Here is a 25,180-nt window from a genome sequence, read left to right on the forward strand (position 1 = left end):
AATTTGAACCCCAATTATCTACCTTATCAATAATTATTTCTTCAAAATCATCTATTTTACTTTTTATTTCCCTTGGTTTTCTTACATCAGATCCTGCACTATTGATATATCTTTCAACTGTACGAGGATCACAATTAAATCTTCGTGCTAGTTCACTTTTATTCAATAATTTTACATCCTCCTTTATCAACTTAATTTGATTCAATACATCTTTTCGCATAATATCTCTCCTGTCAGTTAAGCTTTTTAGAAATATTATACAAGAAAAAATGTATAAATTTGTGCATTTTGAGATTCTAATTTTTCTACATTATCAGTTTATCATTTACAAAAAATACACTTTGTTTATATTATATGATACATAATTGATGATTATATTGATTTTGTTAGTCACAAATGAATAATCAAAATTAATTATAAAAAATAAGCAATGTTTAAAAACGGAGTTGTATAATTTTTAAAATTATTTTTAAAGATTATCGCAAAATAATATAATCAATAATAACATCATTATTGGGAAATCTCATGAAAAATAACTGTATTAGGATTGTAAAATATTAACTTTTATATTATAATTATATTAGTCACAAAATAGTTATTTTGTGACTAATATATAGCTAAAAGGGGTAACTTTAATGCAAAATCCTATTATTTTAGACGATTACTTAGATTATATGGAAACTATAAAGGGTACTTCACCTAATACGACAAAAGAATACTACTATGATCTAAAAACTTTTTTTAAGTTTTTAAAAATTAGATATGGACTAGTAGAAGAAAATATTGGTTTTGAAGATATAGATATCAGCGATATAGATATAAATATTATAAGAAAAGTTAATATCCAGGATCTTTATTCTTTCATGTCATTTTTAGATAAGAAAAAAAATGATGGGAATTCAACAAGATCACGAAAAGTGGCATCTCTTCGATCTTTCTTTAAATATTTGACGGATAGAGTTAACCTACTTGAAAAAAATCCAGCAGCTCAATTAGAATTCCCTAAAATCGAATCACGTCATCCAACTTATTTAACATTAGATCAATCATTAAATTTATTAGAAACAGTTTCTAAAAATAGCAATGAATATTTTCGGAAAAGAGATTATTGTATAATAACTTTGTTTTTAAATTGCGGTCTAAGACTCTCTGAATTATCGAGCATCGATGTAGATAGTTTCAATGGAAGCGATACTTTAACTGTTATAGGAAAAGGAAACAAAGAAAGAACTGTTTTTCTCAATGAATCCTGTGTTGTATCTATTAGAGATTATCTTCAAATAAGGCCAGTTGTAGCTAATGAAAAAGCTTTATTTTTAAGTAAACGAAAACAAAGAATGAGCAATCGAGCAATCCAACACATGATTGACAAATATTTAGATAAGTCTGGTTTAGACACTTCAATTTACTCTACTCATAAATTAAGACATACGGCTGCTACTCTAATGTATAAATATGGTAATGTAGATATACGTGCTTTGCAAGAAATATTAGGGCATGAATCTGTATCAACTACACAGATCTATACACATATTGACAATGAAAGACTTAGAAAAGCTGTGAACAGCAACCCTCTGAGTAAAATTTCTGTTGAAGATGTTTCAAAATTAAATAACAACGTAGTTCATAGCCAGAATGATGACAATTATGATGATGATTATAATGATGAAATTCATAGCGATACGAAAGAAAATAATAAATAATTTAAATTGCCTATACTATCCTACATTGTTATAGTGTAGGCAATTTAAGAGTATCTCCTTCGTAAATGATATTATCTTCCAACGAATTATAATATTTAACTTGGTATATCAAATGCCTAGGATCATATTTATCAGAATAGTGATTACTAACAATGCTCCAAAGCGTATCTCCTTTTTTCACAACGTAATATTCAAACTGTTTGTCCTCTCCTTGCCCATATGATTTGTTTAAATTTAAAAAACTACCAATAATAATACTCAAAATAATAATTAATAATGTTGTAAACAAGAAAAACCTTCTTGGATTATAAATGATAATTCTTTTAGCTTTCATTCAATCATCTCCTATTGTTTTGTACATATGTTCGATAGTTAAATTATATCAAACATATGTTCAATGTCAATAGTTTTTAAAAAAATATCGAACTTTTGTTTGATTATGATTCCCATATATGCTATAATGGTCATAAGTTAAGCAAATATGCTCGTCTAAGAATTTATTGAGGTGATTAAATGTACGAAGATTTAACAAAAATACAAATTGAAATACTATCATATATAATTAAATTTACTTCTGAGCAAGGATACCCTCCTTCAGTAAGAGAAATTGGCAAAGGAGTTAATTTGCAATCCACATCATCTGTTCATAACAATTTAATTGCACTCGAAAAAAAAGGTTATATCAGAAGAGCATCCGATAAACCTAGAGCAATCGAAATATTGAACGTAAATGATAGTTTATATCCAAAAAAGGCTACTGTTGATATACCTATATTAGGAAAAGTTACAGCTGGAGAACCAATATTGGCCGTTGAAAATATTGAAGATACTTTCCCACTTCCAGTTGAAGCTGTAGAAGGACATGATGTGTTTTTCTTGAAAGTAAAAGGAGAAAGTATGATTGATGCAGGAATTTTAGATGGCGACTTAGTGTTAGTAAGTTCTCAATCATATGCGGAGAATGGCGATATAGTTGTTGCTTTGCTTGGTGAAGAAGCTACAGTTAAAAGATTTTTCAAGGAAAAAGACCGCATAAGATTGCAACCAGAAAATCAATTCATGGAACCTATTTACGCTAAAGATGTTAAAATATTAGGTAAGGTAAAAGCTTTATATAGAACATATTAAAAATGAATGGATTTAATAAATGGATTTAAATTTTAAATTTAAATCCATTTATTTTTTAATTCAAGTTTATTAAATTTTTATCTATCAAATTATTTAGAGTTTTCATTACTCCAAGCTTACATTGTTCGTAATTAATTCCACCTTGATAATACACATAATATGGATCCCTCATAGGTGCGTCAGCACTTATTTCTATCGATGATCCTTCGATGAATCCTGCAGATGCCATTATTACTTTATCTTCATACCCTGGCATATCCCAAGCTTCAGGAGTAACATATGAGTCAACAGCACCTGATTGTTGTATTCCTTTACAAAATTCTATCACTTTTACTGGGTCTTCAAATCTAATGGCTTGAACAATGTCGCTACGTTCATCCTCAATTGAAGGTGTGATTTTAAACCCAAGTCTATAATAAGATGCTCCCATTAAGATAGCACCCTTTAAAGCTTCTGCAACAATATTAGGCGCCATGAATAGTCCTTGCAATGTTATTCTATTTGTGCCAAATGTTAATCCACAATCTTTACCTAATCCAGGAGCTGTCAATCTATTAGATATACGATCAATACATTGTTTTTCTCCAGCAATATACCCTCCTGAAACTGCCAAACCTCCACCTGGATTTTTAATCAATGAACCAGCTATTATATCTGCTCCAACTTCAATTGGCTCTTTCATTTGCGTGAACTCTCCATAGCAATTGTCAACAAATAAAATAACGTTGTCGTGCTTTTCCCTTATAATTGAGAAAACTTCTTCCATCTCTTTGATAGAAATTGCATTTCTATCACTATAGCCTGTCGATCTTTGCACTGCAATAATTCTAGTCTTATCATTTATACTATCTAATGTTTTTGTTATATCTATATGTCCTTTTGTTAAATCTACTTGATTATATAATATGCCATTTTCAATTAGATTACCTGGTTCATCTCCTTTAACCCCGATAACTTTTAACATTGTATCATATGGAGAACCAGTAATGTATAAAAGTTCATCTCCAGGTTTCAAAATCCCGCTAAACACTAAACTTATTGCATGGGTTCCTGATGCTATGGAAGGTCTCACCAATGCGCTTTCAGCCTTAAAAACTTCAGCATATATATTTTCAACCTTTTCTCTACTTATATCTCCATACCCATAACCTGTATTCCATCCAAAATCGCTGCTCCCTAATTTCATTTTTTGCATAGCGTATATAACTTTGTACTGATTAAACATCTTAATCTGGTTAATAGTAGAAAACTTAGGTGTTATTTCTTTTTCTACTTCATTTACAAATTCTATTACTTCATTCTTAATTTTAAAATAATTAATTAATTCATCTTGTATTTCTTTTAGCATACTTTCACCCTTTAAGCCGTATTCTTGTATTCTTATATTCTTATATATTCAGAAGGAATAATTGTGGAAATTGCGTGTTTATATACCAATATTTCTTTGCCTTCACTATCAACAACGATTATAAAGTTATCATACCCAACTATCTTACCTTTCATCTTATAACCGTTTATTAAATACACAGTGACTTCACTGTTATTTATCTTTACTTCATTTAAAAAATGATCTTGGATATTAATTTGTTGGTTCATATTAAACTCCTTCCTTATTTAAATTCTTTCTTATATCACTATAAATCCATTCGCAAAGCGTCATAGAATTAGTAAATTCATCTACATCTATCCATTTATAGCGTTCATCTCTCTTAAACCATGTCAATTGCCTTTTGGCATAGTTTCTAGTCCTTTTTTTAATTAATTCTATCGCTTCATCTAAAGTTATAATACCATTAAGGTAATCAGCTATCTCTTTATATCCTATTCCTTGCATTGAATTTAATGTTCTCTTGTAGCCCATTTTAATTAATTCTTCTACTTCCTCAATCAATCCTTCTTTTATCATTCTATCAACTCTTAAATTTATTCTCTCATATAATTTAATCCTATCCATATATAAACAATACATAATTAAATTATATTTTGTAGAAGGTTTTCTGAAATTTTTGTTTTGCTTGCTCATAGGTATTTTAGATACATCATATACTTCTAAAGCTCTAATAATCCTTTTAGTGTCATTTACATTTAATTTCTTTGCAGATTCAAAATCCTTTTCTATTAGCAAATCATATAATGCTTGCTTCCCCTTTTCCAATAAAATCGACTCGTAATGCTCTCTTATTTTTGGGTTTGAAGCAACGTTCGTAAAATCTATATCATAGACTATTGAATTTATATATAAACCCGTTCCTCCCACTAATAATGGTATTTTCCCTCGACTATTTATATCATCTATTATTCCAGTTGCCATTCTTTTGAAATCAGCTACACTAAACTCTTCATTAGGATCTACAATATCTATCATATGATGCTTGATCTTGTCAATATGTTCCTTTTCTACTTTTGCAGTACCTATATTCATATATCTATATATTTGTCTGCTATCTGCAGAAATGATCTCTCCATATACTTTATCAGCTAAGCAAATTGACAAATCAGTTTTACCTACTCCAGTTGGTCCTGTAATTACTATTAAATTATTGTTCATAGATTATCTCCAAATTATATTATTCTCAAGAATTTCTTTTCTAAATCTTTTCGATTAAATTTAATTATGGTTGGCCTACCATGAGGACATGTATATGGGTTATCACATTCACTTAATTGTGTTAATAAAGATTGTATTTCTATTTGCTTTAAATTATCCCCAGCTTTAACCGCTGATGTGCATGCTATCTTCATTATTTTTTCAAGTTCAGTAGTATAAATCCCAACATCATTAACCTCTAAATTATCTAAAATATCTAAAAACAACCTCTCTCCGTTTGGTCTACCAAAAACCAGAGGTATTCCTCTTAATACAATACTTTTATCATCGAATAATTCCACAATAAATCCAGACTTATTAAAAATGTCAATATTAGCTTTTGCTTTTAAGTAATCCGCTGGCGATAAATCAATTATTTGTGGGGTAAGTAATTGTTGAACCACAATTGATTCATCATAGTATTGTTTCATTAATTTTTCATACATAACACGTTCATGAGCTGCATGTTGGTCAATAATAAATATAGTGTCAGATTCATAATCCTCTAAAAAGACATAAGTGTTGAAAGCTATTCCGATAGGTTTTAAATTGTTAAATTTTTTTAATGTATTATTATCATTATCGTAATATTTATCATCCTCTTTTATATTATTAACGGATTTGTTAGAGTTTTCATTAACTTTATCATTATTTTGATATAAACTATTTTTAAAATCAGTTGATGTGTAATCCTTAAAGTCAAATATATTATTTTCTTCTACTCGTTCTGTTTTTGAAATATTTGAATTTAAATCATCGTTGTAATCATGTTTTATTTCCCATATATATGGATATTTCCCAATTTGTTTTTCATTATTGTTCTCAATGCTCGGATGAGGAATATTAACAATTTTATTTGTATTTTTTCTAATTTGATTTGCTATAATTGAATATATTTTATTTTCTTCAATAAATTTTATTTCCTGTTTCGTTGGGTGAATATTTACATCAATTAAAGATGGATCAATATCAATATAGAGTATGAATACTGGATGTTTGTTTATAGGTAACAAAGAACTATATTGATCTTCAATAACCTTTGCTAGCTTATAGTCATATACATACCTATTATTGACAAAGAGGTACTGATAATTTCTATTGCTGCGGAAAATATTATTATTTGAAAAATAACCTCTAAAGCTAAGATTGTCATCTTTAAATTCAATTAAACTGATTCCTTTAGCAATATCTTTACCCAATAATTGATATATAACATTAAGTTCATCAGGTGAACCACTTGTATTTAATACTAATTTACCATCTCGAATTAATTTCATTGATATTCTAGGATTTCCTAAAGCTATTTTTGTTACAATATCAGCTACATATCTTTCTTCTGTGGCATTACTTTTTAAAAATTTTCTTCGGACAGGTAAATTAAAGAAAACATCCCTTACAATAATTGTTGTTCCAACATTCGCACCGATAGGTTCTATATGTTTTAGTTTTCCATTTTCAAAAATTGCTTTATTTCCTACTATATTTTCTCTCGTTCTAGATACAACCTCAACATTTGATACTGATACTATACTAGAAAGAGCTTCCCCTCTAAAACCCATAGATATTATTTTATATAGATCTTCTATTGTCTTCAATTTAGAGGTAGCATGTCTATTGAATGCTAAAACTATATCTTCTTTTTCCATTCCTTCCCCATCATCTGTTACCCTAATATAAGTTGTTCCTCCATCCTTTATTTCTATAATTATTTGACTAGAATTTGCATCTATAGAATTTTCAACTAATTCTTTAACAATAGACGAAGGTCTTTCTATAACTTCACCTGCAGCTATTTTTTTTATTGTATTGTCATCTAATAAATTAATTTTTGACATACTATGACTCCTTTAGTTTTAAAGCTTCATTCACAAGGTCATTTAATATATTCATTGCATTAATTGGAGTTAAAGAATTTATATTTATATTTGATATTTTCTCAATAAAATAATTTCTCTTATAATCCAATAAACTTAATTGTACTTCATCATTATTTGTCTTGCTAGTTTTTTCTATTGTCAATTCACGCTCTTCTATTAATTCCAATATTTCATTAGCTCTTTCAATAATACTCTGATGTAGTCCAGAGAGTTTTGCCACTTGAATGCCAAAACTCTTATTTGCTTTTCCCTCAACAATCTTTCTTAAAAATATAATGTCATCACCATTTTCTCTAACAGTGATATGATAATTCTTGACCCCTTCAATCTTATTCTCTAGTTCTGTCAATTCATGATAATGAGTTGCAAAAAGTGTTTTAGCTTTAATATTAGATGCAATATATTCAACAACAGCCCACGCTATGCTCAAGCCATCATAGGTACTTGTTCCTCTCCCAACTTCATCAAGTATAATTAAGCTTTTTTTTGTAGCATTCTTAATTATATTGGAAACCTCATTCATTTCAACCATAAAAGTACTTTCACCTTGAGATAAATTATCCGATGCACCTATGCGTGTAAAAATTCTATCCACAATGGAAATATTAGCACTTCGAGCAGGTACAAATGAACCTATTTGTGACATCAAAGTGATTATAGCAACTTGTCTCATAAATGTAGATTTCCCAGCCATGTTAGGTCCTGTTATAATATGAATCATTTTATCTTTTTCATCTAAAGATACATTATTAGGTATGAACATCTGATCTTTTATCACATTCTCAACTACAGGATGTCTTCCATCCAATATCTCGATCACACCATTATTATTAAATTTTGGACGTACATATTTATTATCTATCGCAACTTGTGCAAAACTGGATAATACATCTAAATATGCAAGAGTTCTGCTACATTTCTGAATTCTATTAATTTGCAATTTTATATTGTCACGAATATTCTGAAATAGTTCATACTCTAATTGTATTGATTTTTCATCCGCGCCCATTATTTTTTCTTCTATTTCTTTTAGCTCTTTAGTAAAATATCTTTCAGAATTAGATAAAGTTTGTTTTCTAATGTAATAATCAGGAACTAAGCCCAAATTAGTTTTAGTTACTTCAATATAATATCCAACGACTCTATTATATCCCACTTTTAAATTTTTAATTCCTGTTATATCTCTTTGTTTAGATTCAAATTCAGCTAATAATTTTTTTGAATTCCTTGATACGCTTCTCAACTCATCTAAGTCTTTATTGAAACCAGATCTTATTATCCCTCCATCTTTAATTGAGACGGGTGGATCTTCTGCTATAGAGTTTTCAATAATTAGATAAATATCTTTTAAATCATCTAATTCCAAACCTATTGTCTTTAATATATTTGAAGAAGAGGTAGATAATATTATTTTTAGTTCTGGCAATATCTCGATTGAAAGTTTTAAAGACAATAAATCCCTTGCATTGCATATTCCATTTACTATTTTAGTTGATAATCTCTCAATGTCATATACTTTTTTTAATAAATTTCTTGTTTCATCAAGAAATATTAAATTATTTGTAAAATATTCTACAATATCTAATCTATCTTCTATTTGCTTTTGATCTATAAGAGGTTGTTCAAGCCATTTTTTTAAAAGTCTGCCTCCAATTGCTGTCACTGTTTTATCTATAATATTAATTAATGCACCTTTTTTGTTTTTCCCTCTAATTGTTTCATTTATCTCTAAATTCATTCTTGTATTTATATCCATGATCATAAACTGTTCCGGTTCATAATACTGGAAGAAGTTTATGTGCTCAATCATATTAAATTGTGTATCTTTTAAATAGAGGATTAGTTTAGATAAACTTATCAGACAGTATATTTTTTCATTTAGATTAGTTTTCTCTACAATCTCATTATCAAAGAAATCTAATATTAGGGTTTTATAACTATTTAAATTTATTGTATCTTCTTCATATATATTGATAAATGGATTTAGCTTATTCTTTATAAGATTAAATTCTTTCTTATCGTTAGAAAAATTAGAGTTTATGATTAATTCAGATGGCATTATTTTTCCTAGCTCATCAATAATAAATGACATTTTATATGGTTCGTCACCTATGAATTGTGTTGTATACACCTCACCTGTAGAGTTGTCGACATACGATAAGCCGACGCCATAATCATCTGAATATATACTTGCCAAAAAATTATTGCTTTTCTCATCTAAAGCCAATGTGTCTAGTATAGTACCAGGCGTCACTATTTTTATAATTTCTCTTTTCACAATTCCCTTAGCTAGAGCAGGATCTTCTACTTGTTCACAAACTGCTACTTTATAGCCTCTTTCAACCAATCTAGAAATATATTGATCAGCTACATGATGTGGCACCCCGCACATAGGTGCCTTTTCATCTAAGCCACAGTCTCTTTGGGTAAGAGTAATTTCGAGCTCTTTAGATGCTATCAACGCATCATCAAAAAACATTTCATAGAAATCGCCTAGTCTAAAAAATAAAATTGAGTCCTTATACTTTTCTTTAATGCTCATATACTGTTTCATCATTGGCGTCAATTCGTTCATTGCCTTAAACCTCCGGATATTACACCATTCTTCCTTCTAGCGTAAAAGTTTTTACATTTGTAATTTCAACATCGACGATTTGTCCAATAATGTCCCTACTGCCTTTAAAATGGACAAGTTTATTACACTCAGTTCTCCCTGATAGTATATTTTCATCGTTCTTGCTTATTTCTTCAACCAATACTTTTTGTACTGTTTTAATCAATCTTTTATTAGATTCGAGTCCTATCGGATATAAAACATCCAATAATCTTTGAAATCTATCGTGTTTAATTTCATCAGGTATTTGATTAGTCATCTTTGCTGCATTAGTCCCTTCTCTAATAGAATATAAAAAAGTAAAAGCTGAGTCAAATTTAGCTTTTTTTATTAAATCTAAAGTTTCTTCAAAATCTTCCTCAGTTTCTCCAGGAAATCCGACTATAATATCAGTTGTTATAGCTATATCTGGTATTTCTTCTCTTAACTTATATATTCGTTCAAGATATTGTTCTTTAGTATAGTTCCTATTCATTAGTTTCAAAATTCTATTACTCCCCGATTGAACAGGTAAGTGCAAATGATTACATAGCTTGTCTAGGCTTTTATATGCCTCTATCAATTCATCCGAGAAATCTTTTGGATGAGATGTCATGAATCTAATTCTTTCAATGCCTTCAATCTTATTTAATAATGCCAACAACTGAGAAAAGGTTGTTTTTTCCTCTAATGTCTTCCCATAAGAGTTAACATTTTGCCCTAATAAAGTTATTTCCTTACATCCTGTTTGTGCTAAATTCTCAACCTCATTAATAATTGATTTAACCGATCTACTTCTCTCTCTGCCTCTAGTATAAGGAACAATACAATAACTGCAAAAATTGTTGCATCCATACATTATATCTACAAAAGCCTTATAAGAATATTTTCTATTTGAATCAATATTATCTGATATTTCTCTTGTATCTTCTATAACATCTATTACTTTATCGCCTGTACGCAAATGTCTATCTATTAATTGTGGTAACTTATGAATATTATTTGTGCCAAACACTATATCTATATGTTTATGCTTGCTTAAGAAATAATCTCTGATTTCTTCTTTCTGCATTAAACAACCACATACAGCAATAATTAAATCAGGATTTTTTCTTTTTAAATCTTGAAGCTCTCCCAATTGGCCAAACACTCTATCTTCTGCTGTCTTTCTGACTGCACAGGTATTAAAAATTATAATATCAGCCTCATTTCGATTATTAGTCTGCTGATATCCTATCTTTTCCAAAACCCAAATTATTTTTTCTGTATCGTGTTCATTCATTTGACATCCAAATGTACTTATATGAAACTTCATCATTAAATTAATCTCTCCCCATAATGTTTATAATACTATTATATTATACCATAAAGAATAACTTACTTAATAAATATAAAAAATAAAGAACAATCAAGTAGCTTAAATATTCCTACTTGATTGTTCATAATAAAGATAAATAATTGCAATAATTATTTACTTTGTGCTGCTAATTCTGCAACATTTTTCTTGAAAACACCTAATACCAACGCTGTAACAACGGTTCCTACTGCTATTGATATAATGTAACCCACTAGATTTTCCACCGCAAAGAAAACAAATATGCCTCCATGAGGAACTGCTAGCGTAGCTTTAAACGCCATACTCATAGCGCCTGTAATTGCACTACCAATCATCAGAGAAGGAATTACTCTGATAGGATCGGCTGCAGCAAAAGGTATTGCACCTTCTGTAATAAAGCTTGCTCCAAGAACCCAACAAGCTTTGCCAGCTTCAATTTCAGCTTTAGTGAATTTATTCTTAAATAAAATAGTTGCTAGTGCAATTCCTAAAGGTGGCGTCATACCAGCTGCCATTACAGCAGCCATGATTTCAGACCCAGTCCCAACTGCTGCTGTTAAAGTTGCAGTGCCAAAAGCATAAGCAGCCTTATTTATTGGTCCTCCCATGTCTACAGCCATCATTAAGCCAAGAATAGCACCTAAAATTATTGCATTTGCTCCAGACATACTCATTAGAAAGTTATTCATTCCATTATTTATTGCAGCTACCGGTTTACCTATGACATAAAACAATAACAAACCTGTTGACAATGAACTTAAAACTGGTATTATCAAAACCGGCATAATCCCTTGTAAATTCTTTGGTAACTTTATATATTTTTTAATAGCTAATACAATGTATCCAGCTAAGAAACCCGCCACTAAGCCACCTAAAAACCCAGCGTTTATTTGTGTTGCAACCATACCACCAATCATACCTGGCGCTAATCCTGGTCTATCAGCTATTGAATATGCTATATATCCAGCCAATACAGGGATCATCAATCCAAATGCCCCATTGCCTCCGCCTATAGCCATTAAATAAGCTGCTAGACTTCCTTCATTTGATGCAGAATCATATCCAAATAGAAAACTTATTGCTATTGCTATTCCTCCAGCAACAACAAATGGTATCATATAAGATACGCCATTCATCAAATGCTTGTAAACTCCTGTTGGTTCCTTTTTCATTGGCTCTGTTTTGCTAATATCCTCTTGAGTTTTTGTACTCGACTTATATACTTTTGCGTTTAATGCTCTGTCTATTAGATCGTCAGCATTTTTTATGGCCTCAGACACTGAAACATTTAACAACTTCTTGCCTTCAAATCTCTCCATTGGTACTGCTGTATCACATGCTAATATAATTGCATCAGCTTCTTTTATTTCAGCATCTGATAATTCATTTTCAACACCAACAGAGCCTCTTGTCTCAACTTTAATGTCATAACCTTTTTTCTTTGCTGCTTCTTCTAAAGCTTCTGCCGCCATATAAGTGTGAGCTATTCCAGTAGGGCATGCTGTTACTGCTAAAATTTTCATAGGATCACCTCTTTTAATTTATAATTGCCTAATGATTATACTATCTGCTACCTGTTGGATATCTGTTTTTGTCAAGTCATCTATTGAGTCTTTAGAAACCGCTAATGTGCCACAAGCTGAACCAAACTTCAAAGCTTCATATTTATCCATGTCATAATTCAACATGCCATGAATAAATCCTGCCACTAAGCTATCACCTGCTCCTACAGTACTTCTTAATTCGACTTTTACAGGCTCAGCTTTTAAGATAACATCATTTGATACTAGAATGCTGCCATCACCTCCCATGGAAACTAAGATGTTGTCTATTTTATATCTATCTATCAAAGATAAACATGTTGTAACAATTTTATCAGTACTATCTAGTTTTATGCCAAGAGCATCTTCTAGTTCATGAATATTTGGTTTTATCAAAAAAGGTGCATTTTTAAAAACATTTAATAATTGCTCTCCTTCAGTGTCTACAACAAATTTAGTGTTTAAATCAGTATTTTCAATTATCTTTGAATAAATATCGTTTGGAAATCCCTTTGGTACACTTCCACTTAATACAATGAAATCTGATTTCGACAAATTTTTCGCTATAAATTGTATAATATCAGCTATCAAATCCTTTTCTATTTCAAAACCTATTTCATTGATGTCAGTAGTAATATTGTTTTTTAGATCAACAACTTTCGTATTTGTTCTTGTCAATCCCTCTACCTCATAAAAAATAGAATCTATATTTGATTTTTTTATTAAATTTCTCACATAGTCTAAATTATTTCGTCCTAATAAGGTTATAGCTTGAGTTTTATCACCTAGCTTCGAAACTATCTTTGATACATTTATACCCTTTCCGCCAATATTTTCTCTGCTTCTCAATACTCTATTTACTTTTCCCAAATTTAATTCGTTTAAAATAAGAGTCTTATCTATTGCAGGATTTAAAGTAACAGTAGTAATCAATTTTTCACCTTCTTTTATTAGTAATTATCTTAATATCCAGACTAGAGTATTCTCTTAAAGTGTCTTTATCTATATTTTCATCAGTAATAATTGCATCAATCTGTGAAAAATCTGATACTTTAACCATTGCCACTAGTCCAAACTTTGAGCTATCAGCTAGAACAAATACATTGTTTGAAATTGACATCATAGCTTTTTTAATTTGTGCCTCTTCTAGATCGGGTGTTGTTAAACCTTTTTCTAGGCTCAAACCATTGGTCCCAATAAATGCTATCTGTACATTGAAGTTTTTAATAAAATCTACACTATAATTTCCTACAGTCGCAAGTGTATTGTTTCTAAGTTTTCCTCCAACTAGATAAATCGTACAATTCGGATTAAGTGATAAAGCATTTGATATATCCGATGAATTTGTAACCACTGTTAAAAAAAGATTTGATTGTCCAATAAGTTTTGCTAATTCTAATGTCGTAGTACCTGCATCTATCGCAATAGAAATATTCTCTTTTATCATTTTAAAAGCAATAGAGGCAATCTCCTTTTTTTCTTCTAAATATTTATTTTCTTTTTGTCTAACATTTTCTTCATTCTCTAGAGCATAAAATTCTTTTAGAATAGCTCCACCATGAGTACGTTTTAATCTTCCATTGGATTCCAATTCCCTCAAGTCTCTTCTTACTGTTGACTCTGAGATGTTTAGAAAATCACATATCTCTTTAACTGATAGACTTTTATGTTTCTTAAGCATTTCAAGAATTTGAAATTTTCTTTCATCAGCTAACATGATAATCTCCTAAAAACCTAATTCACTCTTATTTAAAAAATCTAATAGGTCTTCGTTTGTTTTAATATTTCTTAAAGAATTTCTAAAATCTTCTTTCATTAGTTTTCTTGACAAATTAGCTAGTATTTTTAAATGCAATGATCCAGCATCTTTTTCAGGAACTCCGATTAAGAATACTATGTCAACAGGTTTATCGTCAGGTGAGTTCCAGTCAATGTCTTTTACCCTTGCAAATGCTAAGAAAGGTTCAACAACACTGTCACTTTTTCCATGTGGAATTGCTACGCCAAATCCAACTGCAGTGCTATATTCAGACTCTCTTTTTAGAACAGCTTCTATATACTCATCAATATCATTTAATTTTCCGTCCTTATATGCTAATGAAGCTAATTCTCTAATTAATTCATCTCTATCTCTTGATTGTGAATCTAATACTATCAATCTCTCGTTTATTAACATTTTTTACCTCCAATTAAAGCCTGATAGGCTGATTTAGAATCTGTTTGTTGCATCACTAATTTGCTTATTTTTAATAACTCTTCAACAGTATATTGCGCTATTCTATCTTTAACTATAGGAATCATAGATGCACTCATCGATAGTTCATCGGCACCCATACCAGCAAGTATCATAGCATAATCAGGATCACCTGCTGTTTCTCCACATATACCAACCTCAATATGATTTTTCTTTGCTGATTCAATCGTCATTTTTATCAACCTTAATATGCTTGGATGATAAGGTTCATAAAGATATGAAACATTTTTATTCATTCTATCAACAGCACAACTGTATTGTATTAAATCATTAGTGCCAATGCTGAAGAAATCTACCTCTTTAGCTAAAATATCTGACGATATAGCAGCAGCTGGTATTTCAATCATTATCCCAACCTCAATGTTTTCATCAAAAGCTATGTTTTCTTGCTTTAACTCGTTCTTGGCTTCTTGAATTAATTTTTTGCTTTCCAATATTTCATCTAAATTACTAATCATTGGCAACATAATTTTTACTTTTCCAAATGCGCTAGCTCTCAAAATAGCTCTTAATTGAGTCTTGAATATTTCTTTATTTTGTAAACAAAACCTTATCGCCCTAAGACCCAAAAAAGGGTTCATTTCTTCAGGAAACTTGTAATATGGTAGCATCTTGTCTCCGCCAATATCTAAAGTCCTAATGATGACTTCATTTGGTATTAGTTTTACGATTTCGCTGTAATACTTAAACTGTTCTTCTTCAGTAGGGAAATGATTGCTATTCATATAAATTAGTTCTGTTCTTAGTAAACCTATTCCAAATCCTCCATTTTCTTTTACTAATTTAGCTTCTTCGATAGAGCCAACATTCCCAAATATCTTTATTTCATGCCCATCTTTTGTCAAGCATTTTTTATCCTTATATAGAGATAGCCTAGCTTTTTCTTCGTTTTGTTTTTTCTCTAATTCGGAATAATGTTTAAGTTGTTCTTCTGAAGGATTAATAATTATATCTACGTTGTCACAATCCATAATTACAACTGCATCGTTTTTTATTGTTTCCAATGCATTTTCTACTCCAACTAGTGTAGGTATGCCCTTTGCTTTAGCGACAATAGCAGCATGGCTCGTCACACTTCCCTCTTCCAATATTATTCCCTTAACATAATTGTTAAGTTGAATAGTTTGAGATGGTTTAAGATCATTTGCAACAATAATTGTATCTTTTGAGACATCAGCTATATTTTGATTTTCTACCCCTATTAAATTTTTTATTAAAGTGTCGGTGACATCGATTATATCATTAGCTCTAGCTTTCAAATACTCATCTTGTATGCTCATAAATGTCTCTACAATTTCATTTCTAGCTTCTAGTACAGCATATTCAGCATTGAGCAAATCAGAGCTGATTTTATTAATTACTGAATCGATAAACATTGGATCATTAGCCATGTCGAGATGTGCTTCAAAAATTTGTGCTTCGCTTGAGCCAACTGTTGACATAGCTCTATCTTTAATCTTCTCAATATCCTCGATTGTTTTCTTATGTGCTGTTTTAAACCTCTCTATTTCTTGTTCTACATTTTCCTTATTAATCGTTTTTTTCTCTATCAATTCTTCTATGCTTTGTTCTTTAACTAATAATGCAGTCCCGATAGCAATTCCGCCATATACTTTTTTACCCTTCATTTTAAACCTCCAGCTATATGATTTATCTTGACTAATTATGCTCGATTTTGATTGTTTTTATTCTATCATAATATATACCACTAATCAACAAAAAATAACTATAAATTTATATTTTATTCCATAAATTGTAAATTAAATAAAGCCCTGTATCAAATACCAAGGCTTTTTAAACTATTATTCAACATATGCTTTTAATAATTCTAAGCACATTATTATATCATCTTTAGAAACCATCTCTGATTGTGAATGTATATATCTGCAAGGTATAGATATTGCACCTGTTTTAACACCTGATTTAGACATATGAATGGCACCTGCATCTGTTCCTCCATGTTCTAATACTTCTATTTGATATTTAATACCCTTTGCTTCAGCTAATTCAATCAAAGCATCTTTTATATCTTTATGAGCTATTAGGGAATAATCCATTGCCTTAATTGCTGCTCCATTAAAGAGTTTTACATTGAGTTTTTCGCTTTTTGGTGTATCAAAAGTTGATGTAACGTCAACTGCCAAACCAATGTCAGGTTCAATTGAGAATGCAGCAGTTTTAGCACCCCTCATTCCTACTTCTTCTTGTACAGAAAATACGAAATATAAATCGTTTGAATTTTTCATAACGTTTTTTATAGTTTCTATTAATATATAGCAACCAATTCTATCATCAAGATAAGGCGAGATTATTACTTTATCGCTTTCTAAAAACTCATTTTGAAAAATACAAATATCTCCAATTTTAACTTTATTTAATGTTTCTTCTCTACCATTAGTCCCTATGTCAATGTATAAGTTATCGACTTTGATTTTGTTGTCTTCTTCTAGTTTTTCTGAATAAACAACTCCTATTGTCCCATTCTCAAATCTCACTCTTTGTCCCAACAATAAAGCTGGCTTAATACCACCAATGTTTGTAAATCTTATAAATCCTTTTTCATCAATATCTATTGCCATCAATCCTATTTGATCCATATGTGATGAGATCATAATCTTTTTCCCAAGCCCTTTTTTATGTGCAATTAAATTGCCAAGAGCATCTATTTTAATTTCATGTACATATTCTTTGATTTCGTTTGCTATTAGGCTCCTTATCATCTCTTCTCTTGATGAAGGTCCATAAGTTGTCACAATTTCTTTTAATAAGCTAGAATCTATTATCATTTTCTTCCCCCTCACAAAGAATTGGCATTAAATGTTTTATTAGTAAAATAGTATTGTAGTAATCATCTTTATTTATCATTGAAGCAGTACTGTGTATATACCTTGTTGCTAAAGATAATGCTAATGTTTTTGATCCTGATCTAGAGACTTGAATCTCTCCAGCATCATTCCCTCCACTTGAAGTCTTTCTGTACTGATACGGAATATTGTATCTCTTTGCAGTCGCTATTGCTTTCTCTCTTAGTTCATAATCATACAAAGAGTGCCTATCTATCAAAGAAATTGCTGGTCCTTGTCCTAATTGTGTGGGTATCAAATGTGAATCTAGCTCTGGCATCTCATAGCAAACTGTGCCTTCTAAAATGACACTTATATCAGGTTTTACACTATAAGCAGCTGGTCCTGCACCAACTAAACCAACTTCTTCCATAACTGTAAAAGCGGCGTAAAAATCATATTCTATATGATCATCTTTTATTAAATCAATTAAAATTGAACAGCCCACTCTGTCATCCAATGCTTTTGCTTTAATATATCCATCGCCAAATTCCTCATATTTAGTATTAAAAGCAATATAATCTCCAATTTCTATTAATTGTTCTGCTTCATTTCTATTATCAACACCAATATCTATATATAAATCAGATAAAGGAATTGTATTGTCCCTCTCGTCGTTTTTTTGTAAATGTATTGGTTTAGCACCTATTACTCCGGGTACTCTTTTATTCCCGATATTCACAGTCTTTGAAACCAAAATTCTCTTATCTATTCCACCAACAGTAGTGAATTTTATAAACCCTTGTTCATCAATATCCGTTACTATAAGACCTACTTCATCCATATGGGCAGCAAATAACACTTTTTTATTTGATTTTTTAGTCCCTTTCTTATGAACTATTAGATTCCCTATTTTATCAATTTTTATTTCATCTGCATATTTCTCCACTTCTCTATATATTATATCTCTTACTTCTTTCTCGTTACCAGACACGCCATTAGCTTGAGTTAATATTTCTAATAACATAATTTTTCCTCCGTAAAACTATTGTCATTTTTTTTGATGCTTTTAATAAAATTAGATAAAAGAATCGAAGTAAATCTAATATCTTTTAAATCAACCAATTCTACGGATGTATGCATATATCTTAGTGGTACAGAAATAACTAGCGTAGGTATCCCTTCTTTAGTTATTTGAATAGCACAACCATCAGTACCAGTTGGTCCTGGTTCGACAGAGTGTTGATAAGGAGTGTTGTACTCTTTTGCAATCTCTATTAATCTCTTCCTTAGGTTGTTATCTACATTGCCTCCTAAAGTTATTCCAGGACCTTTTCCCATCATTAAAGTTTCTGATTTATTTAATTCAGGAGTATGACCAAATCCCACATCTATTGCAATCCCGATATTTGGGTTTATTGAATATGCACTTGTAGTCCCACCACTCATGGTAACTTCCTCTTGCACAGTACACACCATGTACACATCTGGATAGTGTTTAAAACCACTCAATCGCTTAGCCAAATCATATAAAACTGCAACACCCACTCTATCGTCCATAGATTTACCACTAATTCTCTCATTTGCTAAAGGAATTGTCTCTCTTTTAATACTAATAAAGTCACCAACATGTATATATTTTATAAGTTCTTGTTTGCGATAACCAGTATCAATTATCATATCCTTTATCTTTAAACTCTTCTCTTGTTCATCTTTATCCATCATATGAGGTGGTTTAGTTCCAATAATTCCTGGTATAACTTTACTTCCATGCACTAATACTTCTTGTCCGACTATGGTCCTTGGATCAACGCCGCCAACTTCAGTGAATCTCAAAAACCCGTTATCCTCAATTCTTGTTACCATTAAGCCAATTTCATCCATATGTGCGGCTAACATTATTTTAAAATCATCATTATTTGTGCCTTTCTTACAAAAAATAACATTCCCTAATGAGTCTATTTCTGTGCTGTCCACATAATCTTTGAACATGTCAATGATTACTTCATTTAAATTATACTCTTGTCCAGATACTCCACATGCATTTGTTAATGTTATCAATGCCTCTTTGATATCCATAATTTCACCTCTTTGCTTTGCTATATATAACAAATGGGTTGTAAATACAACCCACTAGCTTTATGTTAGTTACTCTTCACTTGAATTATTCACTTTATTCTCAATATCTTTATGGCTTAAATTTACCTTTTTATTTTCTTCATCTATATCAACTATTTCAACTTTAATTTTATCACCAATCTTCAAAACATCTGATGGCTTTTCTATGTGTTCATTAGAAATTTGAGATACATGCAATAAACCATCCACTCCGTTAATTAGTCTGACAAAGGCTCCAAAATCTAATAAATTTACAATCTCTCCCTCAACGATATCTCCAACCTTATAATTCTTAATAAACTCTTCCCATGGTTCTTGCAAAGTTTGCTTCAACCCTAATGAAATTTTTCCTTTCTCTTTATCGACATTTAATACTTTTACTTCCACTTCTTGCCCTTCTTGTAACACTTCAGATGGATGTTTGATTCTATACCAAGCCATATCAGAAATGTGTATTAAGCCATCTACGCCGCCTATATCAACAAAGGCACCAAAATCAGTTATTCTTTGAACCTTCCCTTTAATGATGTCATTTTCATGTATGTTTTCCCAAAGATCTTTCTTCTTTTCCTCTTTTTCTTCCTTTTCTACTATCTTACTAGACAATATTAATTTCTTTTTTTCTATATCAAAATCAATAATTTTACATTTGAGAATTTTCCCTACATATTGATTTAAATCTTTTACAAATTTAACAGATACTTGTGACGCAGGGATAAACCCATTAACACCATCAATTGAAGCAATTAAACCACCTTTGACCACATTCTTTACTTTTGCTTCTACTGTTTCATTATTTTTGAATTTTTCCTCAAGTTTTTCCCAATCTTTTAAATATTCTACTCGTTTAGCCGAAAGAACGACATTTCCTTCACCATCATCTAGCTTTAAAACATAAACATCAATCTCATCACCTACTTTGAACATATCTTTCGGATTTACATTTGAGTCTTTTGAAAGTTCTTCTCTCTGAATAATTCCATCGCTCTTGTAATTAATGTTTACCATAACTTCATTGTTTGTTACATATAAAACAGTTCCTTTTAGTACATCGCCACGATTAATTCTCTTGAAAGAACTATCTATAGCCTCCATCATTTCATCCTTATTGAAATTTTCCATTACCCTAACAGCCTCCTTAATTATCCAATCAGGTGTTGAAGCACCTGCTGTTATACCTATTTTATTAAATTTAATTAATTCTTGCAAAGAAATTTCAGATATAGATTCTATAAGATATACATTGTCATTGTATATTTTACTTATTTCTGCTAATTTCTTTGTATTTGAACTATTCTTACCACCTAAGACTAGCATAGCATCAACTTTTTGCGCCAACTCTGAAGCAGATTCTTGTCTCAATCTCGTGGCATTGCATATTGTGTTAAAAACAATTGTCTCATTAGCCTTATTTTCAACGGTTTTTGATATTTCATTAAATTTATCTATGTTATTTGTTGTTTGAGACACAATACATACTTTGTCCATCGGTTCTAATTTGTTTGCATCTTCAATTGTGTTCACCATATATGCTTTATTGCTGCACCAACCATTTATACCTATTACTTCTGGGTGATTTTTGTCGCCAATGATCACTATATCATACCCTTTATCGCTATATTCAGAAACTTTCTTATGAACAGATTTTACATAAGGACAAGTACAGTCGACTATTCTGAATCCAAGTTTTTCGATCTCATCAATTGTATGTTTAGGCAGCCCATGAGATCTAATAATAACTGATCCAATTTGCTTGTTAAGTAAATCATCTAGCGAATCTATAGTAATAAGCCCTTTGTCTTCTAAAAAGTTAACCACTTGTTGATTATGAACCAATGGCCCATATGAATATACTATTTCCTCATTTTTGACTGTTTCTAATGCAGTGTTTACAGCTCTTTCTACTCCAAAACAAAATCCTGCATTCTTTGATATAATTATCTCCACCATTAACCTCCTAATTCATAAACTTTTCTCATAATATCTTTGCTTATTTCTGTATATTTTTCATTGTCGAGGATTGCATTTTCCTCTAATTCTATAAAAATAGGTTTACCAATTCTAATTTTTATCTTACTAAACAATTTATAGCTTCCTTCGCTGTACACTGGAAGTACTGGAGATTTTGACTTTATTGCAATCAAAGCAAGACCTGATTTTATATAATCTTCATTATAGTATTTAACACGAGTCCCTTCTGGGAAAATGCCTAATACTCTTTCTTCCTTTAATAGCCTAAGGGATTTTTTAATAGCTGCCACGTCATTTTTCTCTCTATCCACTGGAAATGCACCAAGCGAAAGTAATACCTTGGCAAAGAATTTATTCTTAAATAATTCTTTTTTTGCCATCCAATGCACTTGTCTCGGAAAAAAAACAGCCAGAGTTACAGGATCCCAATTGCTATGATGATTAGAACATAATATAAGTCGTCCATTCAATGGTATGTTTTCTTTGCCATCAACTTCTATCCTAAAAAAAAGTTTTTGAAATATAAATACTATACCTTTAGCAAAATTATAAAACAACTTAATTTTCTCCTTTTATTAATTCTATAATTAAATCTACTACCTCATCAACTGTAAGATTTGTTGAATCTATAACAATAGCATCATCAGGAATTCTCAATGGAGATTCTTCTCTAGTACTGTCTATTTCATCTCTTTTTTTGATCTCCTCAACGATATCTTCTAATTTGATTTCAGTATCTCCTTTATCTACAAATTCTTTATATCTTCTTTTCCCTCTTTCCTCGGGTTTAGCAGTAATATAAAATTTGTGTGAGGCATTAGGTAATACTACTGTTCCTATATCTCTTCCATCCATGATGACATTGTTCTTGTCCGCCATTTCTCGTTGAAGTTCAACCATCTTTTTTCGGACATCCGGATAGCTTGACACATATGATACATTATGATTCACTATACTTTCTCTTATCTTATCATCAACAATTACTCCATCTAAGTAAATGTGATTATCTAAAAATGTAATTTCTGTGTTATCGAGCAATCTTAAAACTTCATTTTCATTCTTGGGATCTAACCCATTTTCTAAAACTTTCAAAGTATAAGCCCTATACATTGCACCTGTATCTATATATTCTAGATTTAATTTTTTTGCAATTTCTTTTGCAACAGTGCTTTTCCCCGCACCTGCAGGTCCGTCAATAGCAATAGCTATCAAATCTTTATTCATATTATCTTAATTTCCTCCTAAAGAATATAGCCACCAAAAGGTGGCAATTTAACTTGAAAGATCAGGTCTAAGAACGCTAGCATCTCTTAAGTACACATGTTCAACTCCATCTTGGTTTGCCTCAGATAAATATAGTATCAATACTCTAATGCATTTACTAAGACTTCCTTTTACAGCCATTTCTTGTGAGCACATCAAGCTACATTGAGTATACCCTAACATTCTAGCTGCCTTAGCAGGATATTCAGCGTCTAAATCACCAGTGGCAGTAAATAGCATACATATCACATTATTCTTAATTATTTTATTTCTTTTTTCAATTGTTTCTAGTAATTCTATTGTAGAAGACGTTATACTCTCTACCGTATTAGCATCAACAGTTATAGCTCCTCTAATTGAGATGGTATTCATAATAATCTCCTTATTAATTATATAATATTAAGTTCCTATTAACAAGCAATTTATATATTAATTCCAGCCAAGTAGCCAGTTGAAAAAGCAATTTGTAAATTATATCCGCCAGTCAATGCGTCAACATCAATAATTTCTCCTGCAAAATATAATCCCGGCACAATTTTTGATTCCATAGTAGAAGGATTAATTTCATCTACCTTTACTCCTCCACTAGTAACTATAGCCTCTTCAATTGGTCTTAATTTAACAAATTCTAATTCCAATCTTTTAATTGTATTAACTAAATTGCTTCTTTCTATTTTAGTAATCTGATTTACTTTTTTATCTGGCATAATGTTTGAATCGCTTATTATCCAATCTATAACGCTCTTTGGTAGCAAATCCACAAGAGCGTTTTTTATATCTTTGTTCTTGTATTTCTCAAAATCTCTTAATATACGTAGTTCCAATTTATCATTTGTTAAAGCCGGTTTAAAATCGATAAACAGGTTTACATCTGGAATGTATTTGTTTATATAGTTGCTCATAGTCAATACTATGGGACCTGAAATACCAAAATGAGTAAAAATCATTTCTCCAAACTCTTTATGTATTAATTTGCCTTCTTTTGTAGTTGCTATTAATTCTACATTCTTTAGCGAAAGCCCTCTTACTTGATCTAAATAGTTACTCTTTATTTCCATTGGAACTAGTGATGCTTTTAATGGAACTACAGTATGTCCTAATTTTCTTGCAAATCTATATCCATCTCCTGTAGATCCTGTTGCTGGGTAGCTCATTCCACCAGTAGTTAAAATGATTTTATCAAATGTTTTTTTATCATTATCATTAATTTCAATTATAAATTTACTTCCGTCATAATATACATCAGTAACTTTTGTTTTAAGTAATAAATTTACGCCAGATTTTATCAAATACTTTTCAAGAGCTTTATTTACATCAATTGATCTGTCTGTAATTGGAAAAACACGATTGCCTCTTTCTATTTTCACTTCCAATCCATATTCATTTAATAAATTTATCAGCATATCATTGTTAAATGTATATAAGGCACTATATAGAAATTGAGAATTAGTAACAATATTATCAAAAAATTCATCAATAGGCGATGAATTTGTAATGTTGCATCTCCCTTTACCAGTAATTAAAAGTTTTTTACCAATCATGTTGTTTTTCTCAAACAAAGTTACTTCATGCCCATTATTAGTTGCAATACAACTTGCAATGATGCCAGATGGTCCTGCACCTATTACTGCTACTTTTGCCATCTATTAACCCTCCTTTTTAATTAATAGTCTCTCGGAATACCCCGAGATAGATGGCACAACACTTTGCTATACCATCATTTTTTTCATTCCTCCTATTTTTCAATAGGGTTTTATATCAAAATGCAAGTTTTAAAAATATCCTTGCATTATTTTTATGTTTTTCCAAAAAACACTTGACTTTTCAAAAACGCCCCAATAATCGAGGTGAAGGGATTTTTTCCCTACTAACTGCGATGGGAGTGTTTTTATGAAGCCTGTTTTTGTTCCTCATGAAGCTTACCAAAACTTCGTTTTAAACCAACTTAATAAACATTATTCGGACGGCATCCTTACCCTTGTTTCTAGTGACTGGCCTATTATCACTAAGCTATGGATTACTGATA

The 25,180-nt window shown here is 30.5% G+C and carries 22 protein-coding genes and 1 pseudogene; 2 read left to right on the top strand and 21 right to left on the bottom strand.

Annotation, left to right across the window (positions count from 1 at the left end; genetic code table 11):
* A pseudogene (locus BO51_RS07730) lies at window positions 1-220 on the bottom strand (hypothetical protein); the annotation flags it as partial.
* A gap of 415 nt (window positions 221-635) precedes the next feature.
* On the opposite strand from BO51_RS07730, the gene BO51_RS07735 reads away from it, so the two are divergent.
* Window positions 636-1,703 carry a tyrosine recombinase XerC gene (locus BO51_RS07735; RefSeq protein ID WP_496485541.1) on the top strand — a complete coding sequence of 356 codons (1,068 nt, stop codon included), beginning with the start codon at window positions 636-638 and terminating at the stop codon, window positions 1,701-1,703.
* A 28-nt stretch (window positions 1,704-1,731) separates the two neighbouring features.
* On the opposite strand, the gene BO51_RS07740 is transcribed toward BO51_RS07735, so the two are convergent.
* The gene (locus BO51_RS07740) at window positions 1,732-2,037 is read right to left on the bottom strand and encodes a LysM peptidoglycan-binding domain-containing protein (protein ID WP_496485543.1); all 306 of its coding nucleotides are present in this window, start codon (window positions 2,035-2,037) and stop codon (window positions 1,732-1,734) included.
* Between the two features lie 179 nt (window positions 2,038-2,216).
* Here BO51_RS07740 and lexA point away from each other — a divergent pair, with 179 nt between their 5' ends.
* On the top strand, window positions 2,217-2,831 hold the full coding sequence (lexA, locus tag BO51_RS07745) for a transcriptional repressor LexA (RefSeq protein ID WP_496485545.1): 615 nt from the start codon (window positions 2,217-2,219) through the stop codon (window positions 2,829-2,831).
* A 55-nt stretch (window positions 2,832-2,886) separates the two neighbouring features.
* Here lexA and BO51_RS07750 read toward each other — a convergent pair whose 3' ends face one another.
* The 19 genes from BO51_RS07750 to BO51_RS07840 form a co-directional block, all read right to left on the bottom strand.
* On the bottom strand, window positions 2,887-4,179 hold the full coding sequence (locus BO51_RS07750; protein WP_496485547.1) for a methionine gamma-lyase family protein: 1,293 nt from the start codon (window positions 4,177-4,179) through the stop codon (window positions 2,887-2,889).
* A gap of 32 nt (window positions 4,180-4,211) precedes the next feature.
* On the bottom strand, window positions 4,212-4,427 hold the full coding sequence (gene hfq, locus BO51_RS07755; RefSeq protein ID WP_496485549.1) for an RNA chaperone Hfq: 216 nt from the start codon (window positions 4,425-4,427) through the stop codon (window positions 4,212-4,214).
* Window position 4,428: 1 nt separating this feature from the next.
* Window positions 4,429-5,379 carry a tRNA (adenosine(37)-N6)-dimethylallyltransferase MiaA gene (gene miaA / locus BO51_RS07760; protein ID WP_496485551.1) on the bottom strand — a complete coding sequence of 317 codons (951 nt, stop codon included), beginning with the start codon at window positions 5,377-5,379 and terminating at the stop codon, window positions 4,429-4,431.
* Window positions 5,380-5,393: 14 nt separating this feature from the next.
* Complete coding sequence (mutL, locus tag BO51_RS07765) at window positions 5,394-7,253, bottom strand: DNA mismatch repair endonuclease MutL (protein WP_496485552.1); 1,860 nt, start codon at window positions 7,251-7,253, stop codon at window positions 5,394-5,396.
* Window position 7,254: 1 nt separating this feature from the next.
* Complete coding sequence (gene mutS / locus BO51_RS07770; protein WP_496485554.1) at window positions 7,255-9,870, bottom strand: DNA mismatch repair protein MutS; 2,616 nt, start codon at window positions 9,868-9,870, stop codon at window positions 7,255-7,257.
* Window positions 9,871-9,889: 19 nt separating this feature from the next.
* Complete coding sequence (gene miaB / locus BO51_RS07775; RefSeq protein ID WP_496485556.1) at window positions 9,890-11,206, bottom strand: tRNA (N6-isopentenyl adenosine(37)-C2)-methylthiotransferase MiaB; 1,317 nt, start codon at window positions 11,204-11,206, stop codon at window positions 9,890-9,892.
* A 149-nt stretch (window positions 11,207-11,355) separates the two neighbouring features.
* Window positions 11,356-12,747, bottom strand: a complete 1,392-nt coding sequence (locus BO51_RS07780) for a PTS fructose transporter subunit IIC (RefSeq protein ID WP_496485558.1) — start codon at window positions 12,745-12,747, stop codon at window positions 11,356-11,358.
* An 18-nt stretch (window positions 12,748-12,765) separates the two neighbouring features.
* Window positions 12,766-13,698 (bottom strand): 1-phosphofructokinase, encoded by a 933-nt coding sequence (pfkB, locus tag BO51_RS07785; RefSeq protein WP_496485560.1) that lies wholly within the window; start codon window positions 13,696-13,698, stop codon window positions 12,766-12,768.
* 4 nt (window positions 13,699-13,702) lie between these two features.
* A complete protein-coding gene (locus BO51_RS07790; protein WP_496485562.1) occupies window positions 13,703-14,482 on the bottom strand; it encodes a DeoR/GlpR family DNA-binding transcription regulator in 780 nt (259 codons plus the stop codon).
* A 9-nt stretch (window positions 14,483-14,491) separates the two neighbouring features.
* The gene (locus tag BO51_RS07795) at window positions 14,492-14,941 is read right to left on the bottom strand and encodes a PTS sugar transporter subunit IIA (protein ID WP_496485564.1); all 450 of its coding nucleotides are present in this window, start codon (window positions 14,939-14,941) and stop codon (window positions 14,492-14,494) included.
* Window positions 14,935-16,647, bottom strand: coding sequence for a phosphoenolpyruvate--protein phosphotransferase (gene ptsP, locus BO51_RS07800; RefSeq protein WP_496485566.1), 1,713 nt, complete (start codon window positions 16,645-16,647; stop codon window positions 14,935-14,937). Before ptsP ends, BO51_RS07795 begins: the two co-directional genes overlap by 7 nt.
* Before the next feature lie 174 nt (window positions 16,648-16,821).
* A complete protein-coding gene (locus BO51_RS07805) occupies window positions 16,822-17,805 on the bottom strand; it encodes a M42 family metallopeptidase (RefSeq protein WP_496485568.1) in 984 nt (327 codons plus the stop codon).
* Window positions 17,789-18,829, bottom strand: coding sequence for a M42 family metallopeptidase (locus BO51_RS07810; RefSeq protein WP_496485570.1), 1,041 nt, complete (start codon window positions 18,827-18,829; stop codon window positions 17,789-17,791). Before BO51_RS07810 ends, BO51_RS07805 begins: the two co-directional genes overlap by 17 nt.
* Complete coding sequence (locus BO51_RS07815) at window positions 18,820-19,881, bottom strand: M42 family metallopeptidase (protein WP_496485572.1); 1,062 nt, start codon at window positions 19,879-19,881, stop codon at window positions 18,820-18,822. The genes BO51_RS07810 and BO51_RS07815 overlap by 10 nt, the downstream gene beginning before the upstream one ends.
* Before the next feature lie 69 nt (window positions 19,882-19,950).
* Window positions 19,951-21,867 carry a bifunctional 4-hydroxy-3-methylbut-2-enyl diphosphate reductase/30S ribosomal protein S1 gene (locus BO51_RS07820; RefSeq protein ID WP_496485574.1) on the bottom strand — a complete coding sequence of 639 codons (1,917 nt, stop codon included), beginning with the start codon at window positions 21,865-21,867 and terminating at the stop codon, window positions 19,951-19,953.
* A 2-nt stretch (window positions 21,868-21,869) separates the two neighbouring features.
* Complete coding sequence (locus tag BO51_RS07825; protein WP_496485576.1) at window positions 21,870-22,448, bottom strand: lysophospholipid acyltransferase family protein; 579 nt, start codon at window positions 22,446-22,448, stop codon at window positions 21,870-21,872.
* A gap of 1 nt (window position 22,449) precedes the next feature.
* The gene (gene cmk / locus BO51_RS07830) at window positions 22,450-23,115 is read right to left on the bottom strand and encodes a (d)CMP kinase (RefSeq protein WP_496485578.1); all 666 of its coding nucleotides are present in this window, start codon (window positions 23,113-23,115) and stop codon (window positions 22,450-22,452) included.
* 48 nt (window positions 23,116-23,163) lie between these two features.
* Window positions 23,164-23,526, bottom strand: coding sequence for a chorismate mutase (aroH, locus tag BO51_RS07835; protein WP_496485580.1), 363 nt, complete (start codon window positions 23,524-23,526; stop codon window positions 23,164-23,166).
* A gap of 50 nt (window positions 23,527-23,576) precedes the next feature.
* The gene (locus BO51_RS07840) at window positions 23,577-24,797 is read right to left on the bottom strand and encodes a BaiN/RdsA family NAD(P)/FAD-dependent oxidoreductase (RefSeq protein ID WP_496485582.1); all 1,221 of its coding nucleotides are present in this window, start codon (window positions 24,795-24,797) and stop codon (window positions 23,577-23,579) included.
* Window positions 24,798-25,180: the final 383 nt, after the last annotated feature.

The sequence above is a fragment of the Soehngenia saccharolytica DSM 12858 genome, from assembly GCF_059568515.1.